General features: G+C 73.5%; 25 protein-coding genes. 23 read left to right on the top strand and 2 right to left on the bottom strand.

All coding sequences use genetic code 11. The features are described from left to right. Positions 1-2 precede the first annotated feature (2 nt). The 9 genes from ACSTA4_RS21015 (at position 3) to ACSTA4_RS20975 (ending at position 9,342) form a co-directional block, all read left to right on the top strand. Complete coding sequence (locus ACSTA4_RS21015; RefSeq protein WP_444960713.1) at positions 3-1,085, top strand: histidinol-phosphate transaminase; 1,083 nt, start codon at positions 3-5, stop codon at positions 1,083-1,085. Between the two features lie 87 nt (positions 1,086-1,172). After that, on the top strand, positions 1,173-1,766 hold the full coding sequence (hisB, locus tag ACSTA4_RS21010; RefSeq protein WP_026338663.1) for an imidazoleglycerol-phosphate dehydratase HisB: 594 nt from the start codon (positions 1,173-1,175) through the stop codon (positions 1,764-1,766). After that, positions 1,767-1,928 carry a hypothetical protein gene (locus ACSTA4_RS21005; protein ID WP_013154204.1) on the top strand — a complete coding sequence of 54 codons (162 nt, stop codon included), beginning with the start codon at positions 1,767-1,769 and terminating at the stop codon, positions 1,926-1,928. It begins immediately after the preceding gene. Between the two features lie 17 nt (positions 1,929-1,945). Next, positions 1,946-2,605 (top strand): imidazole glycerol phosphate synthase subunit HisH, encoded by a 660-nt coding sequence (gene hisH, locus ACSTA4_RS21000; RefSeq protein ID WP_444960712.1) that lies wholly within the window; start codon positions 1,946-1,948, stop codon positions 2,603-2,605. 65 nt (positions 2,606-2,670) lie between these two features. Then, on the top strand, positions 2,671-3,432 hold the full coding sequence (gene priA, locus ACSTA4_RS20995) for a bifunctional 1-(5-phosphoribosyl)-5-((5-phosphoribosylamino)methylideneamino)imidazole-4-carboxamide isomerase/phosphoribosylanthranilate isomerase PriA (protein ID WP_248771379.1): 762 nt from the start codon (positions 2,671-2,673) through the stop codon (positions 3,430-3,432). Continuing rightward, positions 3,429-4,202, top strand: coding sequence for an imidazole glycerol phosphate synthase subunit HisF (hisF, locus tag ACSTA4_RS20990; RefSeq protein WP_444960711.1), 774 nt, complete (start codon positions 3,429-3,431; stop codon positions 4,200-4,202). The genes priA and hisF overlap by 4 nt, the downstream gene beginning before the upstream one ends. Positions 4,203-4,580: 378 nt before the next feature. After that, on the top strand, positions 4,581-5,162 hold the full coding sequence (locus tag ACSTA4_RS20985) for a peptidoglycan-binding protein (RefSeq protein WP_444960710.1): 582 nt from the start codon (positions 4,581-4,583) through the stop codon (positions 5,160-5,162). Positions 5,163-5,482: 320 nt separating this feature from the next. After that, entirely contained in the window at positions 5,483-7,498 is a 2,016-nt protein-coding gene (locus tag ACSTA4_RS20980; RefSeq protein ID WP_444960709.1) for an ABC transporter ATP-binding protein, read from the top strand. Further along, positions 7,495-9,342 (top strand): ABC transporter ATP-binding protein, encoded by a 1,848-nt coding sequence (locus ACSTA4_RS20975; RefSeq protein WP_444960708.1) that lies wholly within the window; start codon positions 7,495-7,497, stop codon positions 9,340-9,342. The genes ACSTA4_RS20980 and ACSTA4_RS20975 overlap by 4 nt, the downstream gene beginning before the upstream one ends. Before the next feature lie 238 nt (positions 9,343-9,580). Here the strand turns inward: ACSTA4_RS20975 and ACSTA4_RS20970 are convergent, their stop codons facing one another. Next, positions 9,581-10,576, bottom strand: coding sequence for an SIS domain-containing protein (locus tag ACSTA4_RS20970; RefSeq protein ID WP_248771374.1), 996 nt, complete (start codon positions 10,574-10,576; stop codon positions 9,581-9,583). A 199-nt stretch (positions 10,577-10,775) separates the two neighbouring features. Here ACSTA4_RS20970 and hisI point away from each other — a divergent pair, with 199 nt between their 5' ends. The 14 genes from hisI to ACSTA4_RS20900 all read left to right on the top strand — a co-directional run bounded on the left by hisI (position 10,776) and on the right by ACSTA4_RS20900 (position 23,035). After that, a complete protein-coding gene (hisI, locus tag ACSTA4_RS20965; protein ID WP_248771373.1) occupies positions 10,776-11,120 on the top strand; it encodes a phosphoribosyl-AMP cyclohydrolase in 345 nt (114 codons plus the stop codon). Further along, complete coding sequence (locus ACSTA4_RS20960; RefSeq protein ID WP_444960707.1) at positions 11,117-11,809, top strand: Trp biosynthesis-associated membrane protein; 693 nt, start codon at positions 11,117-11,119, stop codon at positions 11,807-11,809. The genes hisI and ACSTA4_RS20960 overlap by 4 nt, the downstream gene beginning before the upstream one ends. Beyond that, positions 11,809-12,141 carry an HGxxPAAW family protein gene (locus ACSTA4_RS20955; protein ID WP_013154194.1) on the top strand — a complete coding sequence of 111 codons (333 nt, stop codon included), beginning with the start codon at positions 11,809-11,811 and terminating at the stop codon, positions 12,139-12,141. The genes ACSTA4_RS20960 and ACSTA4_RS20955 overlap by 1 nt, the downstream gene beginning before the upstream one ends. Positions 12,142-12,407: 266 nt before the next feature. Further along, a complete protein-coding gene (locus ACSTA4_RS20950) occupies positions 12,408-12,803 on the top strand; it encodes a CD225/dispanin family protein (RefSeq protein WP_248771371.1) in 396 nt (131 codons plus the stop codon). Positions 12,804-12,916: 113 nt separating this feature from the next. Continuing rightward, positions 12,917-13,432, top strand: coding sequence for a DUF2752 domain-containing protein (locus ACSTA4_RS20945; RefSeq protein ID WP_444960706.1), 516 nt, complete (start codon positions 12,917-12,919; stop codon positions 13,430-13,432). 92 nt (positions 13,433-13,524) lie between these two features. Then, on the top strand, positions 13,525-13,854 hold the full coding sequence (locus tag ACSTA4_RS20940) for a CD225/dispanin family protein (RefSeq protein WP_444960705.1): 330 nt from the start codon (positions 13,525-13,527) through the stop codon (positions 13,852-13,854). A gap of 221 nt (positions 13,855-14,075) precedes the next feature. Beyond that, a complete protein-coding gene (gene trpC, locus ACSTA4_RS20935; RefSeq protein WP_248771368.1) occupies positions 14,076-14,882 on the top strand; it encodes an indole-3-glycerol phosphate synthase TrpC in 807 nt (268 codons plus the stop codon). Between the two features lie 240 nt (positions 14,883-15,122). Continuing rightward, positions 15,123-16,340, top strand: a complete 1,218-nt coding sequence (gene trpB, locus ACSTA4_RS20930; RefSeq protein WP_444960704.1) for a tryptophan synthase subunit beta — start codon at positions 15,123-15,125, stop codon at positions 16,338-16,340. Beyond that, positions 16,337-17,155 carry a tryptophan synthase subunit alpha gene (gene trpA, locus ACSTA4_RS20925; protein ID WP_444960703.1) on the top strand — a complete coding sequence of 273 codons (819 nt, stop codon included), beginning with the start codon at positions 16,337-16,339 and terminating at the stop codon, positions 17,153-17,155. The genes trpB and trpA overlap by 4 nt, the downstream gene beginning before the upstream one ends. A 614-nt stretch (positions 17,156-17,769) precedes the next feature. Further along, positions 17,770-18,282, top strand: coding sequence for a MauE/DoxX family redox-associated membrane protein (locus ACSTA4_RS20920; RefSeq protein ID WP_444960702.1), 513 nt, complete (start codon positions 17,770-17,772; stop codon positions 18,280-18,282). 45 nt (positions 18,283-18,327) lie between these two features. Next, a complete protein-coding gene (locus tag ACSTA4_RS20915) occupies positions 18,328-19,308 on the top strand; it encodes a DsbA family protein (RefSeq protein WP_444960701.1) in 981 nt (326 codons plus the stop codon). A gap of 55 nt (positions 19,309-19,363) precedes the next feature. After that, positions 19,364-20,476, top strand: a complete 1,113-nt coding sequence (lgt, locus tag ACSTA4_RS20910) for a prolipoprotein diacylglyceryl transferase (RefSeq protein WP_444960700.1) — start codon at positions 19,364-19,366, stop codon at positions 20,474-20,476. A 94-nt stretch (positions 20,477-20,570) separates the two neighbouring features. After that, positions 20,571-21,812 carry a hypothetical protein gene (locus tag ACSTA4_RS20905; protein ID WP_444960699.1) on the top strand — a complete coding sequence of 414 codons (1,242 nt, stop codon included), beginning with the start codon at positions 20,571-20,573 and terminating at the stop codon, positions 21,810-21,812. Between the two features lie 158 nt (positions 21,813-21,970). Beyond that, positions 21,971-23,035 (top strand): hypothetical protein, encoded by a 1,065-nt coding sequence (locus ACSTA4_RS20900; protein ID WP_444960698.1) that lies wholly within the window; start codon positions 21,971-21,973, stop codon positions 23,033-23,035. 160 nt (positions 23,036-23,195) lie between these two features. On the opposite strand, the gene ACSTA4_RS20895 is transcribed toward ACSTA4_RS20900, so the two are convergent. Then, positions 23,196-24,971, bottom strand: coding sequence for a bis-aminopropyl spermidine synthase family protein (locus ACSTA4_RS20895; RefSeq protein ID WP_444960697.1), 1,776 nt, complete (start codon positions 24,969-24,971; stop codon positions 23,196-23,198). Positions 24,972-25,350 lie beyond the last annotated feature (379 nt).

The raw sequence follows: 25,350 nt of genomic DNA, 5'->3' as shown, positions 1-25,350 counted from the left end.
CCGTGAGCTTCACCCTGAACGACCTGCCCCTGCGCGACGACCTGCGCGGCCGCTCGCCCTACGGCGCGCCGCAGCTGGACGTGCCCGTGGTGCTCAACACCAACGAGAACCCGCACCCGCCCTCGGCGCGCCTGGCCAAGGCGCTGGCCGAGGCGGTCGCCGACACCGCCCTGGGCCTCAACCGCTACCCCGACCGGGACGCGGTCCGCCTGCGCGAGGGCCTGGCCGCCTACCTCGGCCACGGCCTGACCGCCGACCAGGTGTGGGCGGCCAACGGCTCCAACGAGGTCCTCCAGCAGATCCTCCAGGCCTTCGGCGGCCCCGGCCGGTCCGCCATGGGCTTCGAGCCGTCCTACTCCATGCACCCGATCATCTCCCGGGGCACCGGCACCGCCTGGGTGTCCGTGCCGCGCGGAGCCGACTTCCGCGTCGACGTGGACGCCGCCCTGGCCGCCATCGCCGAGCACCAGCCCAGCGTCGTCTTCCTCACCTCGCCCAACAACCCCACCGGCACCGCCCTGGAGTTGGCCGACACGGAGCGCGTCCTCGCGGCGGCCCCCGGCGTCGTGGTCGTGGACGAGGCCTACGCCGAGTTCCGCCGCGAGGGCACACCCAGCGCGCTGAGCCTGCTGCCCGACCACCCCAGGCTCGTCGTCTCGCGCACCATGTCCAAGGCCTTCGCCCTGGCCGGCGCGCGCGTGGGCTACCTGGCCGCCCACCCGGCCGTGGTCGACGCCCTCCAACTGGTCCGCCTGCCCTACCACCTGTCCGCCGTCACCCAGACGGTCGCGCTCACCGCGCTCGACCACGCCGACGAACTCCTCGCCGCCGTCGCCGACCTGCGCGCCGAACGCGACTCCCTGGTCGCCTGGCTGCGCGAGCAGGGCTTCTCCGTCGCCGAGTCCGACGCCAACTTCGTCCTGTTCGGCGAGTTCGAGGACCGCACCCGCGTCTGGCAGGACATGCTCGACCAGCAGGTCCTCATCCGCGAGACCGGCCCGCCCGGGTGGCTGCGCGTCAGCGTCGGAACCCCGCAGGAGATGGCCGCCTTCCGCCGGGCCCTGCTCCGCGCCACCGGACGCTGAGCCGTGCCCGCCGACCCCGAGACCGCCGCCCGGCCCGACCCGGCCGGGCCCCGCACCCACCGCACCGAGCGAGGAAGTCCCACCACCATGAGCCGCACCGGACGCGTCGAGCGCACCACCAAGGAAACCAAGGTCCTGGTCGAGATCGACCTGGACGGCACCGGCGTCGCCGACGTCTCCACCGGCGTCGGCTTCTTCGACCACATGCTCGACCAGCTCGCCAAGCACGGCCTGTTCGACCTGACCGTGCGCACTGAGGGCGACCTGCACATCGACTCCCACCACACCATGGAGGACACCGCCCTGGCCCTGGGCGCGGCCTTCCGCGAGGCCCTGGGCGACAAGCGGGGCATCCGCCGCTTCGCCGACGCCAAGGTGCCCCTGGACGAGGCCCTGGCCGAGGTCACCGTGGACGTCTCCGGCCGCCCCTACCTGGTGCACAGCGAGCCCGAGGGCATGGCCCCGCTGATCGGCCGCGACTACGACACCACCATGACCCGCCACATCCTGGAGTCGTTCGTGGCCCAGGCCCGCGTCGCCCTGCACGTGCGCGTGCCCTACGGCCGCAACGCCCACCACATCGTCGAGTGCCAGTTCAAGGCGCTGGCCCGCGCCCTGCGCGCGGCCACCGAGGACGACCCGCGCGTCAGCGGCATCCCGTCCACCAAGGGCGCCCTGTAGATGGACGGATACCTGTGGGGGATCGCCCTCATCGTGCTCGGGGGCTTCCTCGCCGGGGGCGCGTACGCCCTGTGGAGGGTCAACCGGCCCCTCGCCGTCGTCCTGGCCGGATGCACGGCGCTCGCGCTGGCCTCCGGCGTACTGCGCCTGGACTACTTCTGAAGGGGAAGGGCAGCACCATGCCGTCACGAGTGGTCGTCTTCGACTACGGCTCCGGCAACCTGCGCTCGGCGCAGCGCGCGATGGAGCGCACCGGAGCCGACGTCACCGTCACCTCCGACCCGCACGCCGCCCTCGACGCGGACGGCCTCGTCGTCCCGGGCGTGGGCGCGTTCAGCGCGTGCATGTCCAGTCTCCGGGCCGCGGGCGGCGACCGGATCATCGGCAGGCGCGTGGCCGGGGGGCGCCCGGTCCTGGGCATCTGCGTGGGCATGCAGGTCCTCTTCGACCGGGGGGTGGAGCGCGCCGGCTCCGACTCAGGGGCGGGGGAGGAGGTCACCGAGGGCTGCGGCGAGTGGCCCGGCACGGTGGACCGCCTGCGCGCGCCCGTCGTTCCGCACATGGGCTGGAACACCGTCCGCCCGCCCGAGGACACCCGGCTCTTCGCCGGGATCGGGCCCGAGGACCGCTTCTACTTCGTGCACTCCTACGCCGTGCGCGAGTGGGAGTTCACGCCCACCAACGAGCGCATCCCCGCGCCCGGCGTGACCTGGGCCGAGCACGGCGAGCCGTTCGTGGCCGCCGTCGAGAACGGACCCCTGTGGGCCACCCAGTTCCACCCGGAGAAGTCCGGGGACGCGGGCGCCCGCATCCTGGCCAACTGGGTGGACACCCTCTGACCGGTGCCCGCCCGGCCCGCCACCGCTCCCGAAGACCTTCCGACCGACGAGAACGAGATGAGTCCATGACCGGCGAGACCACCACCCCCGTACTCGAACTGCTGCCCGCCGTGGACGTGGCGGGCGGCCAGGCCGTCCAGCTCGTCCAGGGCAAGGCGGGCTCAGGCGGGCAGTACGGCGACCCCTTCGAGGCGGCCATGGCCTGGCAGTCCGCCGGTGCCGAGTGGATCCACCTGGTGGACCTGGACGCCGCGTTCGGCCGCGGCCACAACCGCGACCTGCTGCGCGACATCGTGGGCCGCCTCGACGTCAAGGTCGAGATGTCCGGCGGCATCCGCGACGACGAGTCGCTGGCCGCCGCCCTGTCCACCGGGTGCAGGCGGGTCAACATCGGCACCGCCGCCCTGGAGAACCCCGAGTGGTGCGCCAGGATCATCGCCGAGCACGGCGACCGGATCGCGATCGGCCTGGACGTGCGGGGCACCACCCTGGCCGCGCGCGGCTGGACCCGCGACGGCGGCGACCTCATGCAGACCCTGGAGCGCTTGGAGTCGGAGGGCTGCGCCCGCTACGTCGTCACCGACGTCCAGAAGGACGGCACCCTCAAGGGCCCCAACCTGGACCTGCTGCGCACCGTGTGCGAGCGCACCGACAAGCCGGTGGTGGCCAGCGGCGGCGTCTCTAGCCTGGAGGACCTGCGGGCGATCGCCACGCTGGTGCCGCTGGGCGTGGAGGGCGCCATCATGGGCACCGCGCTGTACGAGGGCGCCTTCACCCTGGAGGACGCCCTGGCCACGGTGCGCGAGGCCGGGAGCGTGCGGCCGTGAGCGTGTCGGTGCGTGTCATCCCCTGCCTGGACGTGGACGCCGGGCGGGTGGTCAAGGGCGTCAACTTCGAGAACCTGCGCGACGCGGGCGACCCGGTCGAGCTGGCCGGCACCTACGACGGGGACGGCGCCGACGAGCTCACCTTCCTCGACGTCACCGCCTCCAGCGGCGACCGCGAGACCACCTACGACGTGGTGCGCCGCACCGCCGACCAGGTGTTCATCCCGCTGACCGTGGGCGGCGGGGTGCGCACCCCCGACGACGTGGACCGGCTGCTGCGCGCGGGCGCGGACAAGGTGGGCGTCAACACCGCCGCCATCGCCCGCCCCGAACTCATCGGGGAGATCGCCGAGCGCTTCGGCCGCCAGGTGCTGGTGCTCTCCGCCGACGTGCGCCGGGTGCGCGAGGACGGGCGGCCGACGCCGAGCGGGTTCGAGGTCACCACGCACGGCGGACGCCGCAGCGCCGGGGTCGACGCCCTGGAGTGGTGCGAGCGCGCCGCCGAGCTGGGGGCGGGGGAGATCCTGCTCAACTCGATGGACGCCGACGGCACCCGGTCGGGCTTCGACCTGGAGCTGATCCGGGCGGTGCGCTCCCGGGTGGAGGTGCCGCTGATCGCCTCCGGCGGCGCGGGCGCGGTGGAGCACTTCGCCCCGGCCGTGGAGGCGGGCGCGGACGCCGTGCTGGCCGCGACGGTCTTCCACTTCGGGCAGTTCACCATCGCCGACGTCAAGAAGAGCCTGCGCGAGGCGGGCTACCCCGTCCGCTGAGCGGGGCGGGCCCCTCCCCGACCGGTTCCGGGCACAGGGCCTCCGCGCGCACGAGCGCGCGGAGGCCCTCCGCGTGTCCGGCCCCTGTACGTTCGGCGCCTGCACGTCCCGCCCCCGCCTGTCCGAGCCCCCGTGCTCCTCGGCCCCGCCTCCGGCCGGAACACCGGTCGCGCCCCCGTGGTCCGGCACACGCGCACACCGTCGAATCGGTTGTCGCATGTGCTGGGAAAACAGGACACGGACAGAGAACTGTGTCCTTTTGGTGGTATTGGCGTGCATTTTGTGAACGTGATGCGGGTCTCACACATCGAACAGTGTGTAACACCGAACCACCGCGCAGCACCGACCACAGGGACCACAGGGGAAAGGAACCTCTCCATGTCCACCACCACCGGGCGGGCCGCCTCCCTCCTCACGGCCGCCGCCCTCGCCGCGACGACCGCCCTCGCCACCGCGCCCGCCGCCCTGGCGGACGACCTCGACCAGACCTCCCCCGAGGTCCTCGCCGCCATCGAGTCCCAGGTCTGGCCCGAGTACACCCTCGGCGACTCCAGCATCGACGTCTACGCCGCCAAGATGCTGCTCTCCTCGGGTGAGATCAACCCCGGCGAACTCAACCTGGAGTTCGACCAGGACCTCCAGGACACCCTGGTCACCTACCAGGAGGCCTTCGGCCTGCACAACGACGGCGACCTCAACCCCGACACCTGGGAGCACTTCCAGGAGCTGGTCTTCGGCCAGCACCAGTTCCGCCGCGGCGACACCGGCCCGGTCGTCACCATGATCCAGCGCGAGCTCAACACCAAGTTCGGTGCCGAGCTGACCGCCGACGGCGTCTACGGACCCAACACCGAGCGGGCCGTCCGCGCCGCCCAGGAGCACTTCGGCATCGGCGTCGACGGGATCTTCGGACCCGTCTCCTTCCACGCCGTGATCAGCTACCAGGACTACGCCCGCTGACCGGCCCCGCGCGGCTCCGGCGACCGTGACCGGGACGCGCCCCTCCCGGCGGCGCCCGGGCCCACCCTCTCGGGGCCCGGGCACCGCCGCGCGCGACCGCCCCGCACGCCCGCGGCGGGAACCGTCCGCACCACGCCCCGAACCGGACGGAATAGCCCCGTCGCGCCGCGCGCTGAAACAATCCGGTGGAACCTTGTCGGTGCCGCTGGATAGGTTGACACGACACGCGCACGTCCACGCCCTCCGGCATGCCCGGGGGCCGCCGCGCGCGTGTCGGGCTGCGCCGGGCCTGCCCGGCCACGGAGGAGAACGGGGGGCGTATGGCGCGGGGTACGAGCACCAGGGAACCGGAGAACGAGGAGGGATCGGCACCGCCCGGAGCCGCCGACGGACCGGGAACACGCCAGGGAACCGACGCCGCCGAGCACACCGGGGTCTTCACCCGCGGCATGCGGGTGCTGTGGGTGGCCGCCCGCGCCGAACCGTGGGTCTTCCTCGCCGCCGTCATCGGCGCCATGCTGCACGCCGCCGTCAACGTCGGCTCCGCCTCAGTCCTGGGCCACCTCACCGACGCCACCATCCTCCCCGCCTTCGAACAGGGCAGCACCACGACCGCCGCCCTCGTCGGCGCCGCCGCGCTCCTCATGGGCGTGGGACTGGGCAAGGCCACCGGCATCGCCATGCGCCGCATGCTCGCCGCGCTCATGCAGTTCCGCATGCAGGCCCGCTACCGCCGCGCCGTCGCCCGCAAGTACCTCGAACTGCCCCTGTCCTGGCACCACCGCCACCCCACCGGACAACTGCTGTCCAACGCCAACGCCGACGTCGAGGCCGCATGGCAGCCGCTCGCCCCGCTGCCCATGGCCGTCGGCAGCGTGTTCATGCTGGTCATCGCGGCCATCGCCATGATCACCACCGACCCGGTCCTGGCCCTGGTCGCCTTCGTCGTCTTCCCGGTCCTGGCCGCCGCCAACGTCGTCTTCCAACGGCGCGTCTCACCCATGGCCTCGCGCGCCCAGGCACTGCGCGCCGAGGTCAGCGGCGTCGCCCACGAGTCCTTCGACGGCGCCCTCGTCGTCAAGACCCTGGGCCGCGAGGACACCGAGACCGAGCGCTTCACCTCCGCCGCCCACCGCCTGCGCGACGCGCTCATCCAGGTCGGCCGGATGCGCTCGATGTTCGACCCGGTCATGGAGGCCCTGCCCAACTTCGGGGTGCTCGCCGTCCTGCTCCTGGGCATGTGGCGGCTGTCCACCGGCGCCATCGACGCCGGTGACCTCGTCCAGATCGCCTTCCTGTTCACCCTCCTGGCCCTGCCCATCCGCTCCTTCGGGTGGATCCTGGGCGACCTGCCCCGCAGCGTCGTGGGCTGGGACCGCGTCCAGTCCGTGCTCAACTCCGGCGGCGCCATGGAGTACGGCACCCGCACCCTGGAGGACACCCCCACCGGCATCACCCTGAGCGCCCGCGGCGTCACCTTCTCCTACGCCGACTCCTACGACGCGCGGGGCGGCGCGCGCGACCTGATGGACGGCGGCGCCGACACCGCGCCGCGCACCACCGTCCTCAACGGCGTGGACCTGGACATCGCCCCCGGACGCACCGTCGCACTGGTCGGCCCCACCGGGTCGGGCAAGTCCACGCTCACCACCGTCCTCATGCGCCTGGTCGACGCCGACACGGGCACCGTCACCCTCGACGGCGTCGACGTGCGCGACCTCGCCCGCGACCAGATCCCCCGGCACGCCGCCCTGGTGCCCCAGGGCACCTTCGTGTTCGAGGACAGCGTCCGCGACAACATCACCCTGGGCACCGACGCCGACGACGACCAGGTCTGGGCCGCCCTGCGCCTGGCCCGCGCCGACGGCTTCGTCCGCGAGCTGGAGGGCGGACTCGACGCCCGGCTCGGCGAGAAGGGCACCACCCTCTCCGGAGGGCAGCGCCAGCGCCTGGCCCTGGCCCGCGCGATCGTGCGCCGCCCGAGGCTGCTCATCATGGACGACGCCACCTCCGCCGTGGACCCCCAGATCGAGGCGCAGATCCTGGCGGGCCTGCGCGAACGCGACGACGCCGCCACCGTGGTCGTGGTCGCCTACCGCCGCGCCACCATCGAACTCGCCGACGAGGTCGTCTACATGGAGCGCGGACGCGTGCTGGCCCGCGGCACCCACGAGGAACTGCTCACCACCTCGCCCGGTTACACCAGGCTCGTCACCGCCTACGAGCGCGCCTCCGCCGAGGGGCAGGCCGAGAGCGGCCCGCTGCCCGAGGAACCCGGCCCCGTCGAACCCGCCCGCCCCACCCGTGACGACGCCGCCGAGGAGGCCACCCGATGAGCGCGCCCACCCGTGACGAGCAGCGAGAGCGGGAGGGGGAGGAGCGGCCCGGCCGCGCCCCCGAAGACCCCGCCGTGTCACTGCACCGCTCCTCCGAGGGGGCGATGGACACGCTCAAGCGCGGCCTGCGGCTCTCCCCGGAGTTCGCCCGCGGCCTGTGGCTCACCCTGGCCTTCGCCGTCGTGGCCACCGCGGGCAAGGTCATCGTGCCCGTCGCCGTCCAGCAGATCATCGACAACGGGCTGTCCGGGGCGGACGGGCCCGACCTGGGCTTCGTCACCCGCATGGTGGCCGTCTGCGCCGCCCTCCTCGTGGTCACCATGATCTGCTCCTACCTGATGAACGTGCGCCTGTACCGGGCCACCGAGTCCGGCCTGGCCACACTGCGCCGCAAGGCCTTCCGGCACGTGCACGACCTGTCCGTGCTCACCCAGAACAGCGAGCGCAAGGGCGCCCTGGTCTCGCGCGTCACCAGCGACGTCGACCAGATCAGCACCTTCATGCAGTGGGGCGGCCTGCTCCTGCTGGTCAGCAGCGGCCAGCTCCTGGTCGCCACCGTCCTGATGGCGGTCTACTCCTGGCAGCTCACCCTCGTGGTGTGGATCTGCTTCCTGCCGCTGCTGTTCGGCGTGCGCTGGCTCCAGAAACTGCTCTCCAAGGCCTACCTCAAGGTCCGCGAGAACACCGGCGACATGCTCGGCGTCATCGGCGAGACCGTCATGGGCGCCTCCGTCATCCGCGCCCACGGCACCGAGGCGCGCACCGCCGAACGCATCGACACCACCGTCCTGACCACGCGCCGCTCCCAGGTCCGCGCCCAGCGGCTGTCCATGGCGGTCTCGCCCTTCGCCGAGATCATCGCGGCCCTGGGCAACACCGCCGTCGTCCTCATCGGGGTCTGGCTCGGCCTGGACGGCGACCTGACCGCCGGGCAGCTCATCGCCTTCCTGTTCCTGATGACCCTGTTCATCCAGCCGATGATGATGGCCACCGAGATCTTCAACGAGGCCCAGAACGCCATCGCGGGATGGCGCCGCGTCCTGGGCGTGCTCGACACCGTCCCCGACATCGCCGACCCCGGCGAGGCGGGCCGGGTGCTGCCGCGCGGACCGGTCCGGGTCTCCTTCGACGGGGTGACCTACTCCTACCCCGAGGGCCCCGTCGTCCTCGACGACGTCGACGTCGAGATCACCCCCGGCACCCGCGTGGCCGTGGTGGGCGAGACCGGCTCGGGCAAGACCACCTTCGTCAAACTGCTCACCCGCCTCATGGACCCCGCCCAGGGCACCGTCCGGCTCGACGGCGTCGACCTGCGCGAGGTGGCCTTCTCCTCCCTGCGCAGCCGCGTGGTGATGGTCCCGCAGGAGGGCTTCCTCTTCGACAGCTCCCTGGGCGACAACATCCGCTTCGCCCGCCCCGAGAGCACCGACGCCGAACTGGAGGCCGCCGTCACCGAACTGGGGCTGGCCGAGTGGCTCGACAGCCTCGCCCACGGACTCGACACCCCCGTGGGCCAGCGCGGGGAGTCGCTCTCGGCGGGGGAGCGGCAGCTCGTCGCCCTGGTGCGCGCCTACGTCGCCGACCCCGACCTGCTGGTACTGGACGAGGCCACCTCGGCGGTGGACCCGCACACCGAGGTGCGCATCCAGCGCGCCCTGGACCGGCTCACGCGCGGGCGCACCTCCGTGGCCATCGCGCACCGGCTCTCCACCGCCGAGGCCGCCGACCGGGTCCTGGTCTTCGACGACGGGCGCATCGTGCAGAGCGGCTCGCACACCGAACTGGTGGACAGGCCCGGTGTGTACGCCGACCTGTACGCCTCCTGGGTGCGCTCCTCGGCCTGACCGCGGCCGTCCACAGGCCGACGGGAGGGGGTGCGCCCGCACGGCCGCCGGGCTACCGTTGATCCGGGGGCGCCGCGTCCGCCCCGACGGCGGGGGGCGGCCCCCCGGATCCATTCTCCCCGCACCGCCCGAACCGGGGCAACGCCCCGACCGGGCCTGTGGACGCCCGCCGCCGACCGCCGAGAGCGCCACCGGTCGTGGTCGGCGGACGCATGGCCCGCCCGCCGGCCCGCGGGCGCTACCGGCCGCGCCACCAGTGCGCCGCCAGCAGCTCCGCCACCAGCGGCTCCACCAGCAGGCTCACGTCCTGGTCGGTGTCACCCGGGTAGCGCACGGTCAGCTCCGCCTCCGGCATCCGCTCCTGGCCGGGGGTGGGGCCCACCGCCACGAACGCCCCCCTCAACTGCCCCAGGTGCTGGGCGAAGCGCTCGTCGTAGGCCGAACCCGCGAACAGCAGCGCCCGGTAGTCCGTCACCGCCGCCAGGTGGCGGTCGGTGTGCGACCACTCCCCGGTCTCACACGCGTGCGCCACCCGCACCGGCCCCTGGCGCAGCACCCGCACCCCCTGCCAGGCCGAGGCCATACGCTCGGCCGGGGCCACCATGTGCACACCGTGCGGCGACTCCAGGACCCGGGCCACCTCGGGCACCCACCCCGGCGCGCTCTCCAGCAGCGACGCCGTCGCGTTCGCCGCGCGGCGCAGCAGCCCCGGCAGGGACCGGCTGCCGCCCGTCACGGGCGCGCCCAGACGGTGCCCCAGCAACAGGAGCAGGGCCAGCGCGTGCTGGTAGGCGCGACAGCCCACACCGCTCGCCTCCTCGCCCGCGTGCAGCGGCACCACCAGATCCGCCTGCCGCCCCACCACCGAGTCCACCGACGGGGCCAGCACGATCACCGGCGACCGCGCCACGTAGCGGTCCAGCACCGTGTACAGCTCGCGCTGCCCACCGCCCAGGCTCACCGCGACCACGAGCGTCTCGGGACCCGCGGGCGGCTCCTCCGCCGACGAGGAGAAGTCCGCGCTCGCCGCGATCCCCGCCCGGCGCAGCCGCGCCGCCGCCACCTCGCACGCGTGCCGCGCCGCCCCCAGGCCCAGGAACCGCACCGCGGCGGGCTCATCGTCGAGCAGCGCGGGCAGCGCGGCGTAGGGATCCCACCGCGGGAAGCGCTCGGCGAGCCGGATCAGCGCCTCGGGCTTGCCCGCGAGATCGCGGGACAGGGACTCGGCGGTCACGAAACCCCCAGGGTACGAAGGCAGGGCGAGGGACGACGCACGAACTCTAGGACATCCGCGGCCCCCGCCTCCCGGCGCCCACCGCCCCCGCGCCCCCACCCACCCGCCCTGAGCAGCCCCGCACCGCCCCGACCCGCGCCCCCGGCGCCAGGGGACACCCGGTGCGGGACGCTCCGGCGGCGGCCATAACCTGGAGTGCATGAGCGTCACCAGCCTCGCCCCGGACATCGCCGCCCGACTCAAGCGGAACCCGGACGGCCTCGTCCCCGCCGTCGTGCAGCAGCACGACACCGGGGAGGTCCTCATGCTCGCCTGGATGGACGACGAGGCCCTGCACCGCACCCTCACCACCGGCTCCGCCACCTACTGGTCGCGCAGCCGGGGCGAGTACTGGGTCAAGGGCGCCACCTCCGGACACACCCAGCGTGTGGTGTCGGTCGCACTCGACTGTGACGGGGACACCCTCCTGGTCCGCGTCGACCAGGAGGGCGCCGCCTGCCACACCGGCGACCACACCTGCTTCGACGCCGGGAGACTCCTGTGAGTTCGGCCTCCTCGCCCCGCGCGCGCCGGGAGTACGGCCTGGCCATGCTCGCCCTGGCCGCCGGGGCCGGACTCCTGCTCGCCGCCGCCGGACGCCAGTGGGCGACCGGCGAACTCACCGCGCCGGGGCCGGTCGCCCCCGTCTCCGTGGAGCTCACCGGGACCGACCTCACCGGCGCCCTCGGCGGCTTCGGCTGGGCCGGGCTGGCCGGGATCGCGGGCCTGTACGCCACCCGGGGCTGGGGACGCCGGGCGGTCGGCCTCCTCGTCGCCCTGGGCGGAGCGGCCGCCCTCAACGCCGTCTGGGGCGCCACCCGACCCGGCGCGCTCCTGGACGCGATGGCCGACAGCACCACCGACACCGCCGGGGCCGCGCAGGTGGCCGCCGACCCCCGCCTGCTGGCCCTGGGGCCCGCCATGGCCGTGGCCGGAGCGGTCCTCCTGGTCGCGGCGGGGCTGATCGCGGTACTGCGAGCCCCTGCCTGGCCTGGTATGGGCACCCGGTACGATCGGGACGCCGCACCGCGCGCGACCCGGTCCGAGACGCCCTCCGACCTGTGGAGGTCGCTGGACGCCGGTGACGACCCCACACTCGACGCCGAGTCCCCGGGCGCCACGCCCGCGGACTCCGACGGCGCCGCACACGCACCGCGGGCAGCACGCCCAGCCGAACCTAAGGAGAACACCTGATGGCCGACGAGCACCACGACGACCACGGCAACACCCTGTCCGCCTGGTTCCTCACCGTGTCCTGGATCGTGGCGTGGTCCGTGGCGGCCTTCGTCATCGTCTTCCTCGGCGGCGACCTGCTGCTGTGGACCGCCGTCGCCCTCGTCGCCAGCGTCGTGCTCGCCGCGATCGCCGGTGTCATGAAGAAGGCCGGCTACGGCCGCAAGGAGCCCCGTCCCGTTCCGCCCACGCGCGAGGAGTGGGAGGCCGGCCGCAAGTCCGCCGCCGCCCAGCCCGAGCCCGCCGCCGCGCAGCCCGGTCCCGCCCTGGACCCCGACGCGACCAAGGCCTGACGGGCAAGGAGCACCGGGGAAGCCGCAGCTCACAACGAGTGAATAACGGAAATATGGACGAAGGTCCCACGGGGCGGGTAGATTCGGCCCACCGGCCACGACTGCCGCGTTGGTTCGGTTCGGTGAGAGTCTCACCGATCTGGCATCATTCCTTTCTGCCCGCGGTGTATGCGATCCGGTGACCCAACCCTGCCCCGTGTTGGGCCGGAGTGTTCCCGCATGCGCCGCACAAATCCCTTGTCCTCTTCCGGAAAGTTGTACCGAGCATGAGTTACGGTCCCCCTCCCCCCGGCAACCCCGGCCCGCCCCCCGGCGGCGGCTACGGTCCCCCCGGGGGCGGCGGCTACGGCCCGCCCTCCGGCGGCTACGGCGCCCCCAGCGGCCCTCCGCCGGACAACGGCCTGGTCTGGGCCATCGTCGCCATCTTCTGCTGCTGGCCCTTCGCCATCCCGGCCATCGTCAACGCCACCAAGGTCAACGACCTGTGGAACCGCGGTGACCAGGCCGGCGCTCTGGAGGCCCAGAAGCAGTCCAAGAAGTGGACGAAGATCGCCTTCATCCTCGGCGGCATCTGGATCGCCCTGTGGGTCATCTACATGATCTTCGTGGTGGTCCTGGGCATCGGCGCCGCCGCCACCGCCCCGACCTACACGACGTACTGACGGGCGGGGTCCGGGCCCCTGCCCGCGCCCTCCCTCCGCCCCCGAGCGCCCCGGCGCTCGGGGGCGCGCTTTCTCGGCCCCCGGCCCCGGCTCCCAACCCCTAAGCTGGTCACGTGTCCTACCCACAGTCCAGCGAGCCGCCGCAGAGCTCGCCCCCCGCGCCCCCGGCCGCACGCTCCCTGACGGACCGGGTCGGCAACCGGCTCCGGGCGCTGCACCCGGCCGTGTGGCCCGTGGGACTGGGCGTCCTCGGCCTGGCCGGGGCCACCCTCCTGCACTTCGTGGACCCCAACGAGCCCGGCATCTACCCCACCTGCCCCTGGCTGCTCCTCACCGGCACCTTCTGCCCCGGCTGCGGCACCATGCGGGCGATCGCCCTGCTCACACACGGTGAGATCCTGGCCTCCATCAGCATGAACCCCCTGCTGTGGCTGCTGGCCCCCTACATCGCCTGGACCTACGGGCTCTGGCTCTACCGCTCCGTGCGACCGCCCAAGAGCCCGCCCAAGCTCACGCCGGGCTGGTTCCTGTGGCTGTTCCTCATCGTCGTCACCGCGCACTGGGTCCTGCGCAACCTTCCCTGGTTCTCCTTCCTCGCCCCCGGGACACCGCTCTTCCCCGGCTGGTAGCAGAACCAGGACGACCCCGCCGCAGTCCTATCCGGCGAACCCGGCCACGTGCCGCAGCACACGACCACGACGTCCCGAAAAGGTGCCATCACATGAGCTACGGTCCTCCGCACACCGGTGGTTACGGCCCTCCCGGCGGCTACGGCGGCCCGCCCCCCGGCGGACCGCCCAAGAACTACCTGATGTACAACATCCTCGGCATCCTCAGCTGCACCATCATCGGCGTCATCGGCCTGATCTTCGCCCTCCAGGTCAACAGCAAATGGGAGATGGGCGACTACGCCGGAGCCCAGTCCGCCTCCGACACCGCCAAGATCATGGGCATCATCGGCCTGGTCAGCTTCATCGTCTGCGCCGTCATCCTCGTGCTGTACATCCTGTTCTTCGTGGTCATGTTCGGCGTGGTCGCCGTGAACGCCTAGCGCGCCCCCGGCGCTCCGCCCCGGCACGCCCGGGCGGAGCGTTCCCGGCCCCCAAGAGCACCTCCACGGAGTGTCACGTCGGGGTCGGCGGCCCCGTGGTGCCCACGGGTGGATACGATGACCAGCAACACGGTGCGGCGGTGTCCGATCCCGCCGCGCGAGGAGCCCGCACCCCGGGCCGACCGCCGTGCCGGCCCACTTTCACGAGGGAGCAGTAACTGGTGAGCGTGCTCGACGAGATCCTCGACGGAGTACGCGCTGACCTGGCGCAGCGGCAGGAGGACCTGCCCCTTGACCGCCTCAAGGCCCAGGCCGGGTCGGTGCCCACCCCGAAGGACGCCGAAGCCGCCCTGCGCCGCCCGGGCGTGCACGTCATCGCCGAGGTCAAGCGGGCCAGCCCCTCCAAGGGCCCCCTCGCGGCCATCACCGACCCCGCGGCCCTGGCCCGCGACTACGAGGCCGGCGGCGCCGCCCTGATCAGCGTCCTCACCGAGCAGCGCCGCTTCAGCGGCAGCCTCGCCGACCTCCAGGCCGTCCACAAGGCGGTCGACACCCCGCTGCTGCGCAAGGACTTCGTCGTCAGCTCCTACCAGCTGTGGGAGGCCCGCGTCTTCGGCGCCTCCGCCGTGCTGCTCATCGTCGCGGCCCTGCCCCAGGAGGCTCTGGTCTCCCTGGTGGAGCGGGCCCGCTCGCTGGGCCTGATGCCGCTGGTGGAGGTCCACGACGAGGAGGAGGTCGCGCGCGCACTCGACGCCGGGGCCACCGTCGTCGGCGTCAACGCCCGCAACCTCAAGACCCTGGAGGTGGACCGGGACACCTTCTCCCGGCTCGCCCCCCTCATCCCCTCCGACGTCGTCAAGATCGCCGAGTCCGGTGTCCGCGGCCCGCACGACCTGCTGGCCTACGCCGGAGCCGGAGCCGGAGCCGTCCTCGTCGGCGAGAGCCTCGTCCGCGGCCGCAACCCGCGCGAGGCCGTCGCCGACCTGGTCACCGCCGGGGCCCACCCCGCCCTGCGGGACCGGAACTAGGGGCCACAGACCGTGAGAGGGTTGACGCAGGCACCGGCGGACGCGGCCACGACGCGCCCCGTCCGCGGATGGCGATGGCTCTAGGGAACCCGCGCCAGTGAGCCGCGGGTTCCCGCCGCCGCGTTGACCACAGTCAGAACGCGCCGCCGGAGCCGGGCGGCGCACAGCCGGTCGGCGCGCGGACCCCGCGGCGCGAGGCCGGGGGAGCCCCGCGCTCGGCCCTTCCCAGGAGAGCGTGCAATGAGCCACGACCAACCCCTGCCCGACCAGCTCGGGCACTACGGCCGCTTCGGCGGCCGCTTCGCGCCCGAAGCCCTCATCGCGGCCCTCGACGAGGTGGCCGCGGAGTGGGAGAAGGCCAAGCAGGACCCCCAGTACCAGGCCGAACTCGCCGAACTGCTCAAGGACTACACCGGGCGCCCCAGCGCCCTGAGCGAGGCCCGCAACTTCTCCGAGCACTGCGGCGGCGCGCGGATCCTGCTCAAGCGCGAGGACCTCAACCACACCGGATCGCACAAGATCAACAACGTCCTCGGCCAGGCCCTGCTCACCAGGCGCATGGGCAAGACCCGCGTCATCGCCGAGACCGGGGCCGGGCAGCACGGCGTGGCCACCGCCACCGCCTGCGCCCTGCTCGGCCTGGAGTGCGTGATCTACATGGGTGAGGAGGACACCCGCCGCCAGGCGCTCAACGTCGCCCGCATGCGCATGCTCGGCGCCGAGGTCGTCCCTGTCACCATCGGCAGCCGCACCCTCAAGGACGCCATCAACGAGGCCTTCCGCGACTGGGTGGCCAACGTCGACCGCACCCACTACCTGTTCGGCACCGTCGCCGGACCGCACCCCTTCCCCAAGCTCGTGCGCGACCTGCACTTCGTCGTCGGCCAGGAGGCCCGCGAACAGGTCCTGGAGCGCGTCGGCAGGCTCCCCGACGCGGTCGCCGCGTGCGTGGGCGGCGGCTCCAACGCCATGGCCGTCTTCGCGGCCTTCATCCCCGACGAGGAGGTCGCCCTGTACGGCTTCGAGGCCGGGGGAGAGGGGGCGCGGACGTCCCGCACCGCCGCCTCCATCACCGCGGGCAGCCCCGGCGTCTTCCACGGGGCGCGCACCTTCGTGCTCCAGGACGAGTACGGCCAGACCCTGCCCAGCCACTCCATCTCCGCCGGACTCGACTACCCGGCGGTGGGCCCCGAGCACGCCTACCTCGCCGACACCGGCCGCGCCACCTACGAGCCGGTCACCGACGCCGAGGCCATGGAGGCCTTCCGGCTGCTGTGCCGCACCGAGGGCATCATCCCCGCCATCGAGAGCGCGCACGCCCTGGCCGGCGCCCGCAAGCTCGGCGAGCGCCTCGGCCCGGACGCCGTCATCCTGGTGAACCTCTCCGGGCGCGGCGACAAGGACGTTGACACCGCGGCCGCCTACTTCGGCCTCGTTGACCCGGAGGGACAGGCGTGAGCGCCACCGCACTGCAGACCAAGCTCGCCGAGGCCCGCGAGGCCGGACGCGCCGCCCTGATCGGCTACCTGCCCGCCGGGTTCCCCGACGTGGAGTCCTCCATCCGGGTCATCCAGGCCATGGTCGAAGGGGGCTGCGACGTCGTCGAGGTCGGCCTGCCCTACTCCGACCCCATGATGGACGGCCCCACCATCCAGCGGGCCGCCGACCGCGCCCTGGCCGCGGGCACCACCACCGACGACGTGTTCCGGGTGGTGGAGGCCACCGCCGCCACCGGCGCCGCCGCCCTGGTGATGTCCTACTGGAACCCCATCGAGCGCTACGGGGTCGAGCGCTTCGCCGCGAACCTGGCCAAGGCGGGCGGGGCCGGGGTGATCACCCCCGACCTCATCCCCGAGGAGTCCGAGGAGTGGGTGGCCGCCTCCGACTCCTGCGGCCTGGACCGGGTGTTCCTGGTCGCGCCCTCCTCCACCGACCGGCGCCTGGCCCTGACCACGCGCGAGTGCACCGGCTTCGTGTACGCCGCCTCGCTCATGGGCGTGACCGGCACCCGTACCCAGGTCGCCGACACCGCCGCCGCGCTGGTGCGGCGCACCCGCGAGGCGACCCGCGACTCGGGCCTGCCCGTCTGCGTGGGCCTGGGCATCTCCACCGGCGCCCAGGCCGCCGAGGTGGCCGCCTACGCCGACGGCGTGATCGTCGGCGCCGGGTTCTGCCAGCGCGTCCTGGACGCGCCGGACCTGGAGACCGGGCTCGTCGCGGTCCGCTCCTTCGCCCAGGAACTGGCGGAGGGCGTGCGCTCGGGCCGCACCTGACTCCGGGGGCCCGCGGCCAGCGGGACGAGTGAACACCGGCGGGGGCCGTCCACGGGACGGCCCCCGCCTTCGTCGTGCGCCGCGGGCCCCGCACCGCCGCGCAGGGTAAGGCGACGGTCAAGCCGGTGAGAATCGGGTGAGAGAGTCCCCGGAGAGCCTCCCGCCACCCCTCTGACCAGGTACTCATGAAGGGTGAGGGGCGCCCTCCGGCCCGGGGGAGGCCGCTCGCTGCGCCCGAAATCCCGGACACAGCGTCACGCACTCAACACAGGCAGTAGGATCTGACCCGACGCGAAGGGCGACGATTCGCCCACTCAGCGTGGTCGCGGGGTCTCCCTCCTCCGACGCCCGTCCGCCCCTTCGGGCCGTGTCCGCCCCGGACGCGCACGGGACGGGCGGCGGCGCGCGGTGGCGGTGGCCACATCCCCGCATCCCGGGAACCCCGCACGGCCCGGCGACGACTCCATGGAAGGACCCGCGTCCGCTCCGGCGGGCGCCACGGCCACGGCCGCACCGAACGGAAGGAGGCAGGGGCTCCCGCTCCCGCCCGCAGACGGGGGCACCCGCCCCGCACATCCGATGACCCGCCCGCTCTCTCCCCGGAGGCCGCAGTGATGGACACCACCGACCAGACCCCCGCCGCCCGACCCGCGCCCGGATCGCGCTGGGAGGCCGTCCAGCCCTGGCTCAGCCTCGCCTGCCGCGTCGGACTGGCCGCCGTCCTGGTCTTCGCCGCCGTCTCCAAGTTCCCCCCGGCCCTGTCCGTCCAGGCGGTCGAGGCCTACGACCTCTTCCCCGCCGAGGTCGCGCGGTTCATCGGCTACACCCTCCCCCTGTTCGAACTCGCCCTGGCCGCCCTGCTCCTGGTCGGGCTCGCCACCCGCTACGTCGGCGCCGTCAGCGTGCTGCTCATGGTCGTCTTCATCGCCGGGATCCTCTCCGCCATGGCCCGGGGCCTGAGCATCGACTGCGGCTGCTTCGGCGGCGGCGGCCAGGTCGATCCGGAGGAGACCACCTACGGGCTCTCCATCGCCCGCGACATCGCCTTCGCGGCGATGGGCGCCTTCGTCGCGGTCTGGCCGCGTTCGCCCTTCGCCGTCGACCGCGCCCTCGGCCTCTTCCGGTGACCCCGGACGGCCGACCGTATCCAGCAGTGAGGAACAGGGGAAGACATGGGCAGTGAAGCGCGCAGGCGCTCCCGCGAGAAACTCAAGGAGCAGAGGGAGAGGGACAAGCGCAAGGCCAAGCGCAACAGGACCCTCATCGTGGTGGGCGCCGCCGCCGCGGTGGTGCTGCTCATCGTCGGCATCGGCTACGCCGCCCTCAACGCCGACCGCCGCAGCGGCGAGTACGAGGGGGCCCTGGCGCCGACCACCCTCCAGCAGGACGGCAGCGTCGTCATGGCCCAGGAGGGCGCCTCGGCCCCCGTCGTCGAGGTCTACGCCGACTACCAGTGCCCCGCCTGCCGCCAGTTCGAACTCCTCAACGGCGGCGTCCTCAAGGAGAACGCCGCACAGGGCGAGGCCATCGTCCACTACCGGCCGGTCAGCATCTTCGCCCAGCAGCCGGTGCCCCTGAGCAGCAACTCGCTGCGCGCCGGGGCCGCCGCCCGCGCCGCCGCCGAACACGACCGGTTCGTGCGCTACAACGACATCCTCTTCGAGAACCAGCCCACCGAGCGCACCGAGGGCTTCACCGTCGACCAGCTCAAGGAGTGGTTCGCCGAGACCGACCCCACCCCGGAGCAGCAGGAGCGGTTCGACCAGCGGGTGGACGACGAGGCCGCCGTGGTCTCCCGGTTCACCGAGGAGTTCCTGCCCGCCCTGACCGAGGACGCCGTGGCGCAGATCGGCGAGGAGACCCTCGCCACCATGGTGCTGTCCGACCTGCTCGCCTGGGGCGCCGAGCACGGCCACGACCCCTCGTTCCTGGAGGGGACGTACACGGGCCAGATCATCGAAGCCACCGGGAACGCCTACACTCGCTACAGCGGAGACAACGCCTTCCGCGGAACGCCCTCCGTCTACATCAACGGTGAGTTGCTCGACAACGACACCGCCATGACCGCCCGGGGCCTCAACGAGGCGATCGCCTCAGCGGAGCCCGGTGAGGTCGACACCCAACCCACAGGCGACGGGGGTGGCGCGGAGTAGCCATCCCCGAAGACACCCCCGCACGCGGGGCGAACCCGAGAGCAGACCAGTGACATTGTCGTCGACAGCCACGGAGGGCGCGGTCGAGTTCGGCCGGGCCCTCGCGGCCTTCCCCAGCCCGCAGGTCAACTCCATCCCCATCGGGCCGCTGCAGATCCACTTCTACGCCCTGTGCATCCTCGCCGGAGTCATCGTCGCGGTGCTGTGGAGCGAGCGGCGCTGGGCCGCCATGGGCGGTGAGAAGGGCACCATCATGGACATGGCCGTGTGGGCCGTGATCCTGGGCCTGATCGGCGGACGCCTCTACCACGTCATCAGCGACGCGCAGCTGTACTTCGCCGAGGGCCGCGAGCCCATCCGCGCCCTGTACATCTGGGAGGGCGGGCTCGGCATCTGGGGAGCCATTCCCATGGGCGCCCTGGGCGTGTGGCTGGTGGCCCGCAAGCGCGGCCTGTCCATGTCCAAGCTCTCCTTCGCCATCGCCCCCACCCTCCCCCTGGCCCAGGCGTTGGGCCGCTGGGGCAACTACTTCAACCAGGAGCTGTTCGGCAGGCCCACCGACCTGCCCTGGGCCGTGGAGATCACCCCCTACCCCAACGGCGCCCTGCGCCCGGGCATGGAACTGGGCGTGAGCACCTACCACCCCACCTTCCTCTACGAGTCCCTGTGGTGCCTGGGCCTGGCCGTCCTGCTGGCCTGGGCGGGACGGCGCTACGAGCGCTCCCTCCAGGGCGGGCGCCTGTTCGCCCTCTACGTCGCGGGCTACTGCGCGGGCCGCTTCTGGATCGAGTACCTGCGCGTGGACCCGGCCAACGACTTCCTGGGCCTGCGCCTGAACAACTGGACCTCCCTCCTGGTCCTCCTCGCGGCCCTGGCCTACTTCGTGTGGGCGGGACGGCGCATCGACTCCTTCTCCAGCGCCGTCGTCCCCCACGGCCACGACGCCGGAACCCAGGTGTTCGGGCCCACAACCGACGGTGAGACGCGCGACGACAGCACCGTCTACAGCGCCCTGGACAGCGAGGAATCGCGTGTCGGTTCGCAAAACTCCAGCTCACGGGAGGCGGGGACGGAATACCACCCGAGCCCTGAACGATCTAGTAGCGAGGGCTCGACCGACAGGGACGCCGGGGACACGGGAACCGAACCCGGGACGAAGCCCGAGTAGACACAGGGAAGCCACGTGGACCGGCCGTGTCCGGACACGCATCTGGGCCCCTGTACCTTTCGAGCAGACCACGGGTTGACGATTGAGAAAGACCGTGAGCAGAGCTGAGTCCGGGTACGGCCGCAGAGGCCGCCGCGCCCAAAGCGCCCGCACCGAGGACCGCGCCGACGACCAGATCCTGGACAGGGACGAGGAGGCGTACGACCCCGAGGAGGACTTCTCCGCGGAGTACGGCCACACCCGCCCCGCCGACGACGGCTACGACGACGGACCCTATGACGACGCGTCCTACGACGAGGACGCCTACGACGGGGAAGAGGGCGCCGACGGCGCCGACGCGGACGGCGCCGAGGAGACCGGCGGCCGCGCCTCGCGCCGCAGGAAGGGGCGCGCGGCCCGCGCCTCCCGCCGCAGGGCCCCGGGCAACCGCGCCGCCGGAGGCAGGCGGTCCGGAGCCACGGGGGTGAACAAGGTCTCGGCCTTCTCCGCCGCCGCGATCAAGAGGGTCTCGGTCCTGGGCGACCGCCCCAACCAGATCGTGTACACCCTCGCCGAGCAGAGCAAGCGCAAGCGCGGCACCGCCGTGCTCGGCCTCCTGCTCGGAGCGTTCAGCATCGCGCTGGTCGCCCTCCTCGGCCTGCTGTCCTACCAGCTCTTCGCCGGGAACGGCGGCGCCGTCGCGGGCGGGGACGACGCGGTCGTGGCCCCGCCTGATGGGCACAGCACCCTCACCCCGGAGCTGTACCTGTCCGAGCCCAACCGCGAGGACGTCTTCGGCGCCATCAACGAGCGCCCAGAGGGCACCGAACCGATGACCGAGGAGAGCGTCTTCGACCCGGTCCGCGAGATCGGCCTGGACGACGTGAACCTGGAACTGCGCCAGGGCTCGGTCACCGACTCCTGCACCTCCCTGGTGTGGGGCGAGGAACTCGGCCAGAGCCTGATCGACGCCAACTGCGTCCAGGCCGCCTCCGGCGTGTACACCGACGGCGACGAGCAGCACGTGGCCCAGTTCACCCTGTTCGACCTGGCCAACGCCGAGGCCGCGGCCGAGGTCGAGCGCGAGCTGGACCCGACCAACGCCGAGAGCGGCGCCGGGTTCCTGCTCACGCAGACCGGCGACGAGGTCCCCGGCCTCCAGGACGGTTACAGCCAGGCCACGACCCAGGTCATGGGCCACTACCTGGCCGTGTTCTGGGTGGCCGACACCGACGGTTCCCCGCCCGGGGACAACACCGACATGGCGACGCTGAGCGTGGCCTCCATGAACGCGGCGCGCTACGTCTACGAGGAGGTCGTGGCCGTGAACCAGGCGGCGGAGCAGGCCGAGGAGTAGTCTGTCCCGGCCTGTCGGAGGCCCCGATAGGATCTGCGACAGACCGACCCGAGGTCACACGAGGCGCGGCGAGGATTCCCGGCCTCACACACCCCCGAACACACCGGTCCGGCCCGCGTACGCGCGGGCCGGACCGCATCCGAGGAAAGGTCCATTGGGTGTCCCCTTCTGAACCGTCGGCGTCCGGACCCGCGGGGCGCCGGAGGAAGACCAGCGAGCCCGACACCGAGCCCGAGGGGCGCTCCTCCCGGGAGGGCGGGCGCCGACGGGCCGGGGGGCGCAGGAAGAAGGAGTCCAGGCGCCTGGGCCCCCTCATCGCCATCGTGGCCGGAGTGCTGGTCGTGGCGCTGATCGCCCTCGGCGTGTTCCTGTACCTCAACGCGGGGGAGGGCGGCGAGGGGCAGGCCGCCCCCCAGACCCGCCCCGCCGTGTACCGGGTCGTCGACGCCGGCAGCATGAACGAGGTGCTCGCCACCCGCGAGGCCGACAGCCGCCCCCTCAACGAGAACGAGCTGTTCGGGGACCGCACCGCCGAGATCTCCAGCCAGAGCATCGACTTCACCCTGGGCGAATCGGTCCTGGCCGAGGACTGCGCCGCCGCGGTGTGGGGCGAGCCCGCCAAGGCCGCCCTGGCCGAGGCCGACTGCACCCAGGCCGGGCGCGCCACCTACGTGTCCGACACCTACTTCGGCGTCGTGGCCGTGTTCAACCTCGCCGACGTCGAGGGCAGCCGCGCGGTCGCCGCGGCCCTCGCCGAACCCGAGGGGGAGGGCGCCCAGGACCCCGGCTTCGTGCTCTCGCCGTCCGGCGCCGAGCCCTTCGACCGCCTGGGCAGCGGCTACAGCGCCAGCGACGCCGTCGTCAGCGGCCACTACCTGGTCCTGGTGTGGGTGCAGCCCACCGACTCCGAGTCGGTGGAGGACAGGGTCAGCCTGTCCGGGCCGCTCGTGGCGCTGGCCAACTTCCGCGACCCGCTCTACCGGCGCATGGTGCAGCAGGAGGGCACCACCGGCGGCGGGACCGAGGGGACGACGGAGGGCACCGGGGGCACCGGGACCGAGGGAACCGGCACGGAGGGCACGGGCACCGAGGGCACGGGCACCGGCACCGAGGGCCTGGGAACCGACGGAACGGGCACCGACGGCACCGGCACCGGCGTCGAAGGTGAGGGTGTGACCGGCAACGAGGGCACGGGGCTGCCCGGGACCACCGGCACCGGCTGAGCCTCCCCCCGCACACACGAAGGGGCCCGCGGCACCGCCGCAGGCCCCTTCGCCGTCTCCGGGACGGGCACGCGGCAGCCCGTCGGCTGGCCGGAACCGTTGCCGGTGTGGCACAAGGGTTCCGGCCTGCGATCGGCCCAGGGGACGGGCCGGTACAGCGTCAGGCCGGGGAGGACCCCACCCGCTCCAGGAGGTCGGCCGCCACCCCGCGCAGCTCACCGAACCGGTGCTCGGGCAGGTCCAGCAGGGTGTGCCCGGACACCCACTCCGGCGCCGCGGCCACCGCGTGGCGCGCCGTGCGCTTGTTGACCGGCTTCGCCAGCCGCGCCGACACCTCCACCAGCCCCGCCCGCAGGGTCGCGGTGAGCGTGCCGTGCGCCCTCTCCTGCACGTACACCAGCAGCCGCTCCACCGCCGAGTCCGCGTCCGGGCGCCGGGTCAGCCGCACCGCCGTCAGGCCGTCCGCGCCGAACCCGCGCAGGAACCGCACCCCGAAGCGCGGCTCCACCAGGGCGCGCAGCCCCCGCTGCCCCGCCTCGTCGCGCACGCACGCCGCCGAGGACGGCACCAGCACGTACACGGTGTCCCCGGCGGCGGCCAGGGCCGCGCGCGCCGCCCAGCGGTCCCACCCACCGGTGAGGTTGACCACTGCGCGGCCGCCGCCCTGCCCGGGCGCCTCCAGCCACGTGGACAGGCGCACCCGCCCCGACCCGGCGACCTCGCCCGGCCACGCGCCCACCAGCGTCGGCGCGCGGTCGGCGGCGGCCTCCCCGGCTCCACCGGTACCCGCGGTCTCCCCGGCCACCCGGTCCAGCACGGCGCGCGCCCGGTCGGCGTCCAGACCGCCCCGGGCCTCCTTGGCGTTCACCCCCTGGCTGTACACGCGCGCCACCTCGCCCGACGGAGCGGGCAGCGCGCGCGCCAGCGGCCGCAGCACGTACAGGTCGGAGGCCGCACCGATCGACTCGGCCCCGTGGTAGCGGTTGAAGTCCGGCCACACCGCCTCCAGCAGCAGGTCCATCCGCACCAGCCGTGCCTGCGTGGCCGCGGCCAGCCGCGGCGTGGTCTCACTGGCCCCGTAGGCCACCAGCACCCGGCCCCGGCGGGGATCGGCCATCCCCTCCACACCGCGCCGCACGAACAGCTCCACCCCGTCGGGCGTGTAGGGGGGATCGGTGAACACCACGTCCGCGCCGCCGCGCACCGCGGGCGGCAGCCCCAGGCGCAGGTCCGCGGCGTGCGTGCGCACCGCCAGCCCCAGATCGGCCGCCAGGGCGTCGATGTGGGCCAGGACGCGCTCGTCGATGTCCACGACCTGCGCCCGGGCGCCCGGACAGACCAGGGTCAGCGCCACCGAGGTCAGGTCGTGGTCGCCCACGCACAGGAGCGTGCGGTCGCGCAGGTCGAACCGGGTGGACAGCAGCAGCGCCCGGCGCAGCGCGGTCTCGGCCGTCGCGGCGACGTGGTCCAGGTCCAGGTCCGAGGCGGGCCCCTCCTCCACGGCCCGCGCCAGCTCCGCCAGCGCCCGGGAGTAGCGGGGGAGCAGATGGGCCACCGGGTCGGCGGGCTCCTCCCCGGCCGCGCCCGCGTAGCGCTCGGGCCGCACCAGGCGCACGCGGCCCCGCCCGTCCCCGGGCGCCAGCTCACCGGCCTCCGTCAGGGCCGCCACCAGCGAGGACACCAGCGCGTACGCGACGCCGCTGGCGCGCACCAGCGCGTTCGCCTCCCACTCGCGTCCGTCCGAGAGCAGCGCCAGCACGCGGCGCAGGCGGGGCGCGTCCACGCCGTGGCCGCGCAGCAGCTCCGCGGCGGGCTCGGGAAGGGGCGGCGGGCCGTCGGGGGAGCGGTCGGCGCGGGCGGAGTCGCCGTCCGCGGCCGGTGCCCGCCCGGAGGCAGCGGAAGGGGGGCCGTCCGGGCCCGGAGGAGTCGCGTGCATGCACCGATCGTCCCACGCGCGCGGGGGCGGCGCGCGGCCCGCCGCCACCCAGGTCAGCGGCGCCGCCCGGTGAGGGGGATATCACTCGCGGACCCGCCCCCCGACCTCTTGGGGACGCGGTTAACACCGAGGTAATGTGTGCGTGCGGCGTGTTGCGCCCGCATGTCCGAAGTGGCGTTCCCCACCTCGAAGGTTGGTGTTTCGGCCTCTTTGGGAGGTTTAGCGGGGTTCCCTCGTGGAAAAACCCGCTAGGCCAGCCCGCACCGGGAACCTCTCCCGGACCGTGCCCGAGCCCGCACACACACGGGCGCGGCCAGGGGCCACCGGCGCACCGCGGCGCCACATGGTCTAGACCTGCGATTAACGTCGCGGCTGGACC

This window comes from Nocardiopsis sp. M1B1, from assembly GCF_052466615.1.
The sequence above is the reverse complement of the archived record's forward strand: the minus strand, read 5'-3'. Positions and strand labels throughout refer to the sequence as shown.

Coding starts and splice junctions, on each gene's coding strand:
- hisB (WP_026338663.1), top strand. CDS start 1,173: ATGAGCCGCACCGGACGCGTCGAGCGCACCACCAAGGAAACCAAGGTC.
- ACSTA4_RS21005 (WP_013154204.1), top strand. CDS start 1,767: ATGGACGGATACCTGTGGGGGATCGCCCTCATCGTGCTCGGGGGCTTC.
- hisH (WP_444960712.1), top strand. CDS start 1,946: ATGCCGTCACGAGTGGTCGTCTTCGACTACGGCTCCGGCAACCTGCGC.
- priA (WP_248771379.1), top strand. CDS start 2,671: ATGACCGGCGAGACCACCACCCCCGTACTCGAACTGCTGCCCGCCGTG.
- ACSTA4_RS20985 (WP_444960710.1), top strand. CDS start 4,581: ATGTCCACCACCACCGGGCGGGCCGCCTCCCTCCTCACGGCCGCCGCC.
- ACSTA4_RS20980 (WP_444960709.1), top strand. CDS start 5,483: ATGGCGCGGGGTACGAGCACCAGGGAACCGGAGAACGAGGAGGGATCG.
- ACSTA4_RS20975 (WP_444960708.1), top strand. CDS start 7,495: ATGAGCGCGCCCACCCGTGACGAGCAGCGAGAGCGGGAGGGGGAGGAG.
- hisI (WP_248771373.1), top strand. CDS start 10,776: ATGAGCGTCACCAGCCTCGCCCCGGACATCGCCGCCCGACTCAAGCGG.
- ACSTA4_RS20955 (WP_013154194.1), top strand. CDS start 11,809: ATGGCCGACGAGCACCACGACGACCACGGCAACACCCTGTCCGCCTGG.
- ACSTA4_RS20950 (WP_248771371.1), top strand. CDS start 12,408: ATGAGTTACGGTCCCCCTCCCCCCGGCAACCCCGGCCCGCCCCCCGGC.
- ACSTA4_RS20940 (WP_444960705.1), top strand. CDS start 13,525: ATGAGCTACGGTCCTCCGCACACCGGTGGTTACGGCCCTCCCGGCGGC.
- trpB (WP_444960704.1), top strand. CDS start 15,123: ATGAGCCACGACCAACCCCTGCCCGACCAGCTCGGGCACTACGGCCGC.
- ACSTA4_RS20920 (WP_444960702.1), top strand. CDS start 17,770: ATGGACACCACCGACCAGACCCCCGCCGCCCGACCCGCGCCCGGATCG.
- ACSTA4_RS20915 (WP_444960701.1), top strand. CDS start 18,328: ATGGGCAGTGAAGCGCGCAGGCGCTCCCGCGAGAAACTCAAGGAGCAG.
- ACSTA4_RS20895 (WP_444960697.1), bottom strand. CDS start 24,971: ATGCACGCGACTCCTCCGGGCCCGGACGGCCCCCCTTCCGCTGCCTCC.